The organism is Marinimicrobium sp. (assembly GCF_002695945.1).
GTDB lineage: Bacteria > Pseudomonadota > Gammaproteobacteria > Pseudomonadales > Cellvibrionaceae > Marinimicrobium > Marinimicrobium koreense.
On the sequence record NZ_NZQP01000007.1, the window covers coordinates 1 to 7,064 of the forward strand.

The 7,064-nt window shown below is 58.9% G+C and carries 6 protein-coding genes; all 6 read right to left on the reverse strand.

Annotation, left to right across the window (positions count from 1 at the left end):
- Positions 1-238 precede the first annotated feature (238 nt).
- Positions 239-1,645: a family 43 glycosylhydrolase gene (locus CMG77_RS00270; protein WP_286807204.1), complete on the reverse strand. Its 1,407-nt coding sequence runs from the start codon at positions 1,643-1,645 to the stop codon at positions 239-241.
- A 210-nt stretch (positions 1,646-1,855) separates the two neighbouring features.
- A complete protein-coding gene (locus CMG77_RS00275; protein ID WP_024459878.1) occupies positions 1,856-2,209 on the reverse strand; it encodes an FHA domain-containing protein in 354 nt (117 codons plus the stop codon).
- Positions 2,210-2,445: 236 nt separating this feature from the next.
- Positions 2,446-4,125: a serine/threonine-protein kinase gene (locus tag CMG77_RS00280; RefSeq protein ID WP_286806677.1), complete on the reverse strand. Its 1,680-nt coding sequence runs from the start codon at positions 4,123-4,125 to the stop codon at positions 2,446-2,448.
- Positions 4,126-4,134: 9 nt separating this feature from the next.
- A complete protein-coding gene (locus CMG77_RS00285; RefSeq protein ID WP_286806678.1) occupies positions 4,135-4,497 on the reverse strand; it encodes an FHA domain-containing protein in 363 nt (120 codons plus the stop codon).
- Between the two features lie 106 nt (positions 4,498-4,603).
- A complete protein-coding gene (locus CMG77_RS00290; protein ID WP_286806680.1) occupies positions 4,604-5,320 on the reverse strand; it encodes a YebC/PmpR family DNA-binding transcriptional regulator in 717 nt (238 codons plus the stop codon).
- A 55-nt stretch (positions 5,321-5,375) separates the two neighbouring features.
- On the reverse strand, positions 5,376-6,953 hold the full coding sequence (gene guaA, locus CMG77_RS00295; protein WP_024459874.1) for a glutamine-hydrolyzing GMP synthase: 1,578 nt from the start codon (positions 6,951-6,953) through the stop codon (positions 5,376-5,378).
- Positions 6,954-7,064: the final 111 nt, after the last annotated feature.

Here is a 7,064-nt window from a genome sequence, read left to right on the forward strand (position 1 = left end):
AAACCCATCCATGGGGGCTTCTCATCGGCATCCATGCCTCAGAGAGTCTCAGATCGGTTTACCCCTCGACGCCCCTCAGTGCCACATTCACCCCAGTTTGCGTAGGTTACGTAGGGCGGATAAGCGCGAAGCGCGCATCCGCCGCAAATACACGTGATGCCTCAAAGACAGGCGTAGGGTGGATCGGTCCGACGATTCGGAGGGGCGAAGCCCCGTCATCCACAAAAAATCACAAACCTTACTCTGTGGGAATTACATCAAACGTCGCCGCTTTACGCTCAGACGCCGAGCCCGGCTGCCCCAAGGTCAACACACCGCCATTCACCATCAGGTAATGTTCACGATTCTCCAGCGAACGGAAGGACGCACCCTCTCCCACCAGACCATCAACCCGCTCAAAGGTCGCCGCACGAGCGAATTCGTCGGTACCGTCGTGCTCAACAATGGCGACATCGCCGTCTTGCGCCACCAGGTAGTAGCCCATCCGGGTTTCGGGCTGGAAGGAGACGGTGTTGCCGCCCTGCTCTACCAGGGGTTCGACATGCCACTTGTACTGCCAGTGATCGGCGGCGTTCAGTTCGGCCAGGGTGGTTTCTTCGCCATCGCCATAGCGCACGTATTCATCGGTATCCGCATGGCTCTGCAGCGCCTGGGCCGCGTGGGTGATGCCCGAGGCGGTGGGGGTCAGTTTCTTGATGGTGCCGTCGGCGTTGTACTCCAGGAATTCCATGGAGACGGAGCGGCGGAAATTGCCGCCGGTAGGCAGCGCGGAGGTGTGGTAGATGAAGTAGTCTTCACCCTGGTACTCCAGGATCGCCTGGTGGCTGGTGCCGCTGTCTTCGAGCACGTCCATCAGCAGGCCTTTGTATTCCCAGGGGCCTTCCGGGCTGTCGCTCATGGCGTAGGCCAGCTCTTCGGGGTAGTTCATGGCGTAGGTCAGGTAGTATTTGCCATCTTTCTCGTGCACCCAAGGCGCTTCGGTGAAGGTGCCGGGCATGTCGAACTCGACTTTGTGGACCTCGCCGTCGAACTCGATCATGTTGTCTTTGAGTTTGGCGTAGTAGAGGTGGGAGTTACCCCAGTACAGATAGGCCTGGCCGTCGTGATCAATGAACACGCTCGGGTCGATGTCGTCCCAGCTGTGGCTGTGTTCGATCATGTGAGGAGCCGGCTCGGTGTCGTTGGGGTCAATCAGCGGTTTGCCCAGGGCATCTTTCCAGCCGGTGACCGGATCGTCGGACACCGCTACCCCCAGGGTATAGCCGCCCTGCCAATCGCCTTCTTCGGGCACTGGCATACGCACCGTGGTGTACCAATAGAACTTACCGTCGCGCTCAACCGCCTGCGCAGCCCAGGCGGAATCGCCATCGGCCCACTCGAAAATGGTGCGCGGCACCTCGCCCTCGAGGGTCCAGTTTTCCAGGTCGGTTGAGGAGTAGATGTTCCACTCCTTGAGGACAAAGAAATCCCCGTCCACTGTGGCCTCGTCGTGACCCACATACAGGTAGACCTTGCCGTCGTGGACCAGGGCGGCCGGATCCGCGCTGAAGCGTTCGGTGATGATGGGGTTGTCCGCCTGAACGCCCGCCGCACCGGCGAGCCCAATCAGGGTGGCGCCCAGAGTGCGCTTGAATGATGTCGACATGATGTTCTCCTGCTTGCCATTGTTATGAAGTCATTGGTATTTTGAATATCATAATACAATTCAAGCAGTAAAATCCAGATTCCGTTTTGTAGATATGGTCCGGCCCGGGCTGGGACCTCAGTGCCACATTCATACTCAGTGTTGAGGTAGCGATAGTCGGATTACGCGCGTTTCGCTAATCCGACCTACTGAGCGTGCTTCGTGGATTGATCAGCTCGATACCATATGTCGGGTGCGCTCTAGGTCCTGCTCGTCGTTATCCACGAACTTGAACTGATTCCAGGCCAGTCGGATCTTGTCGTTATGGTGGAGTCGCAACCGCTGCGCCACTCGCTGATCGTTCACAAAAGTGCCGTTGGTGCTCCCCAGATCCTCCAGATAGTATTCCCGAAACTGCGGGAAATCCGGATTGGGCTTCACGCTCATGCGGGCGTGACGACCGCTGACCGCGCTATCGTCAATCAGCACGTCACACTCGGGGTGACGCCCCAGCGTCAATTCACCACCCACAAGTTCAAACTTGTGAACGGCGACATCGTCTACGAGTTGAATCAACCAAGCCATTGTTGGGTACCTTTTTAAATATAGGATAAAGATGGCACTGAGGTCTGCGACGGGGAATACCGTTTCAAGACCGTAGAGCGGGGGACCCGCGATCCGAGCCCCTGGACGCCCCACATGGATGTGGGAAGTGTCCCGAAGCGTCTGGAGCGCGAAGGGGACCGTATGTACGGCGTGTCTTGAAACGGTATTCCCCGTCGTAGACCGGACTTCATGCCACAGCAGACTGTCTGCGAACATCAGAACTCTTTCTCCAGTGCCGAGCGTAATGCCTTGGCCATCTCGGCCGCAGTTGCATAGCGTTTTTCCGGCTCTTTCTGTAGCGCTTTGTTCACAATCCGCGTGGCACTGCGCGGCAGATCCTTCCGCACCTCACGCAGAGGCCGGTGCCGGCTCTGCACGATCTGATAGCTCAGCTCTGCAATCGTATCGCCACGAAATGGCAGCGCCCCGGTCAGCAGTTGGTACAGAGTCACGCCCAGACTGAAAATATCGCTCGCTGGCCCTACCCGCGCCCCCTTGAGCTGCTCCGGGGACATATAGAGAGGGCTCCCCATAATCTCGCCGGTCTGGGTCCGGGCGCTGTTGGCCACCCGGGCGATTCCGAAATCGGTCACCACCACCCGGTTTTCATCCGGGTCATAGAGAATATTGCCCGGCTTGATATCCCGGTGAACCACTTGCTGCTCGTGGGCATAGGCCAGCGCCTCCGCGACCGTGGCCATCAGCTCATAGACCTTGGCGAGCGGAAGCTGCCGGGATTGAGCCGTGCGTTCGCTGAGCGGCTCGCCGCGGACGTAATCCATGGCGATAAAGGCCAACTCATGCTCCTGTCCCACATCGTATACCGTCACAATATTCGGGTGCCGCAGCCGCCCCGCCGCTTCCGCTTCCCGGAAAAACCGTTTTTTCAGGCTCTCGCGCTCATCGGCATCGAAGGGCGCAACATTCAGTGTTTTGATGGCCACCTCCCGGGCAATATGGGGATCTCGCCCGAGATAGACGATGCCCATTGCGCCACGCCCCAACTCCCGCTCGATCTGGTAGCGCCCCAGTTGCTGGGGTACGGCGAACTCCTCCAGCACCTGGGTCTGTGCCAGGTTCGCGGTGCCTGTGGCCCCCTGCCGAGCCTCCAGCGCCTTGAGTCGTTGCGCTACGTCACGGTACATGGGCTTGCGCCGCGCGATCTCCCGGTAACAGGCCAGCGCCTCCTGGCGGCGCTGCCGGCGTTCGTGCTCTCTGGCCTGGTCGTAGAGCAGATCCAGAATAGACTCCGAGGTGGGGCAGGCTTTCAGCGCGGTCAGCGCTTCTTTCCAGTGACCGTTATCAAAGCGCTCAATCCCCAACTGACGACGCAGATACTGCGCCTGGCGATACCAGCGACGCTGGTGCCAATACGCACCGATCAGCAACAGTCCGACCCACAGGTACTGAACCGCCAACCCGAGTGGCAGATACAGCCCCTGACTGATCTGGGCACCAATCTGCCCCGCGACCAGGCCTATGGTGAGCAGCCCGGTCATCAATAACGCGGCCACCCTGCCCATGACCGGGGTCAACCAGATTAGATAAACCGCCAGAGCCAGAATCAGACCGGAGAAGGCCGGGTAAAACCACCAGGGCGTCCGGTAACCGCCATTGAGAAGCGCCCCGGAATGCCTGGACAGCCCCTGCTCTGCCCAGCGGTCGGTAACCTGGGGCCAGATCGAATACCATCCGCCAGTCGACGATGGGGAGGCCGGATGAGTGTAACGAACCCGCTCGGGGGTCAATGCCAAGGAGGCATCAAAGAGCATCGCATCAAGCCAGGAGGGCGATTGGAGGGATTGGGGGAGCAGGATCAGCCAGCCGCCTAGCAACAGTACCAGCACACGCAGGCTCAGTCCGTCGGCCAATCGTTCCGTGAAGGTAGCGCTCATGAAGACGGCTTATTTCTCAGCGGTGTAGTAAATGCCGGGAATCCAGCTTTTTTTGATTTTCAGGGTGCGCTGCAGCTCGTCGGAAATCTGCTCGGCGTACTGCAGCTCATGGGTTCCGACCCGAATGCTGTCTTCAACTCTCAAGGGCGCCTCGGGCACCCGCTGACCGTTCACCCAGACGCCGTTGGTGCTGTTCAGGTCCCGGATGCGGAAACCCTGAGCGGTCGCCTCGATGACGGCGTGGTGCCCACTGACCGTGGCATCATCCACAACCAGGTGATTATCGGCGCTGCGCCCGATGGTCAGGGTTTCGTTGCTGAGCTCATAGTAGCCGACACTGGCACCGTTGAGCTGATGGTGGATGTACGGCATAGGGCCCCCTGTCTGTGCCGGTCAATCCGGAAAGCGTAGCACAGGGAGCCAGGGAGGAATGTGACGCCTTTCTCCTCTTGCTGATTGAGCGCGCGGTTACCGCGCCTCAATACTCCGCATTATGGAAAACGCGCTGAACATCGTCCAGAAAGTTCAACAGTTCGACCATTTTCTCGAACTGCTCGACGTCCTCGCCCGCGATCTCGGTGGTTATCTGAGGGATGAACTGCACATCCTCAACCTCAAACTCGATCCCTTCGAAGGCCTCCTTCAGGGCATTGCGCGTTTTGGCGTATTCGGTCTGAGGGGCAAATACCGTGATGATGCCCTCCTCGGCCTCGATATCGGTGACATCGACATCGGCGTCCGCCAGAGCCTCCAGCACCGCGTCTTCGTCCGGCCCGGAGAAACGGAAAATCGCGCTGTGGTCAAATAAATGACTGACCGCGCCGGAAGCACCCAGCTTGGCTTTCACCTTGTTGAAGCAGGTGCGCACATCGCCATAGGTCCGGTTGGGGTTGTCGGTCAGGCAGTCGACAATGATCATGGTGTTGCCGGGCCCAAACCCTTCATAGCGCGCTACCGCAAAATCTTCTCCGCCGCCGCCTTCGGCCTTGGCGATCGCTTTATCGATTACATGAGCGGGCACCTGCTCTTTCTTTGCCCGCTCCAGCAGAGACGCCAACGCCAGATTGCCGGTCGGCTCGGTGCCACCGGACTTGGCGCACATGTAAATCTCACGGCTGTAACGGCTGTAAATTTTGGATTTCATGTCCGAGGTTTTGGACATGGATTCTTTGCGGTTCTGGTAGGCTCTGCCCATGGGTGAATACCGGGTTCGTTTATCTGTTATTCATGCACGGCCGTCAAAAGACGGCCTACTCCCATTCGATGGTCGCGGGTGGCTTACTGGATACATCGTAAGTCACCCGTGACACACCGGAAATCTCGTTGATGATACGGTTGGAGACTTTCTCCAGCAATTCGTACGGCAGATGCGCCCAGCGTGCGGTCATGAAGTCGATGGTTTCCACCGCGCGCAGGGCAATGACCCACTCGTAGCGACGAGCATCCCCAACGACACCGACCGATTTGACCGGCAGGAACACCGCAAAGGCCTGGCTGGTTTTGTGGTACCAGTCGGCGTTGTGCAGCTCTTCAATAAAAATGGCATCGGCTTCGCGCAGAATATCGGCGTACTCTTTTTTCACTTCACCCAGAATGCGCACGCCCAGGCCCGGCCCCGGGAAGGGATGGCGGTAGACCATATCGTAAGGCAGGCCGAGCTCCAGACCGATTTTTCGCACTTCGTCTTTGAACAGCTCACGCAGCGGTTCCACCAGCTGCATTTTCATGGTTTCCGGCAGGCCGCCCACATTGTGGTGGGATTTGATCACGTGAGCCTTGCCGGTTTTGGCGGCTGCGGATTCAATCACATCCGGATAGATGGTGCCCTGGGCCAGCCAATTGACGTCTTTGAGTTTGGTGGCTTCATCATCGAACACATCGATGAAGGTGTTGCCGATGATCTTGCGCTTGGCTTCGGGGTCGTCCACGCCGTGGAGCTTGCCGAGGAACTGGTCTTCGGCGTCGACGCGGATCACCTTCACGCCCATGTTACGGGCGAACATTTCCATGACCTGGTCGCCTTCGTCTTTGCGCAGCAGGCCGTTGTCGACGAACACGCAGGTGAGCTGGTCGCCGATGGCTTTGTGTAACAGGGCCGCCACCACTGAGGAGTCCACGCCCCCGGACAGGCCGAGCAGGACTTTGTCCTTGCCCACTTGTTCGCGCACTTTTTCGATGGCGTCGTCGACGATTTTGGCCGGAGTCCAAAGGGCTTCGCAGCCGCAGAGTTCGAACACGAAATGCTCGAGGATGCGTTTGCCTTGAAGGGTGTGGGTGACTTCCGGGTGAAACTGGACGCCGTAGAATTTTTTGGCTTCATTGGCCATGCCGGCGATCGGACAGCTCGGGGTGGAGGCCATGATGTCGAAGTCCGGCGGCAGTTTGATGACTTTGTCGCCGTGGCTCATCCAGACGTCCAGCAGGGAGTCGCCGTTGTGGTCGAGGTGGTCTTTGATGTCGTGCAGCAGTTGAGTCTGGCCGTGAACCTTGACTTGGGCGTAGCCAAATTCCTGGACTTTGGAGCCCTGTACGGAGCCGCCCAGTTGTTCGGCCATGGTCTGCATGCCGTAGCAGATGCCGAGTACGGGCACGCCGAGCTCGAAGACGGCTTGAGGTGCTCTCGGGCTGCCTTCGGCGTGGACGGATTCGGGGCCACCAGCGAGGATGATGCCGTTGGGGTTGTAGTCCCGGATTTCCTCGTCGCTCATGTCGAAGGCGCGGATTTCGGAGAAGACGCCGATTTCGCGGACTCGTCGGGCGATGAGCTGGGTGTATTGGGAGCCGAAGTCGAGGATGAGGATTCTTTGGGCGTGGATGTCTTGAGTCATGGGGGCTCTTGATGTTGGTTGGTGCGAGCTCGTTTGAGCGTCGTAGCTAGCTATGGGGCTTCGTAGCCGGGCCGCTACGGGGTATGGCCTTTAAAGACCCGCCGTGAACCC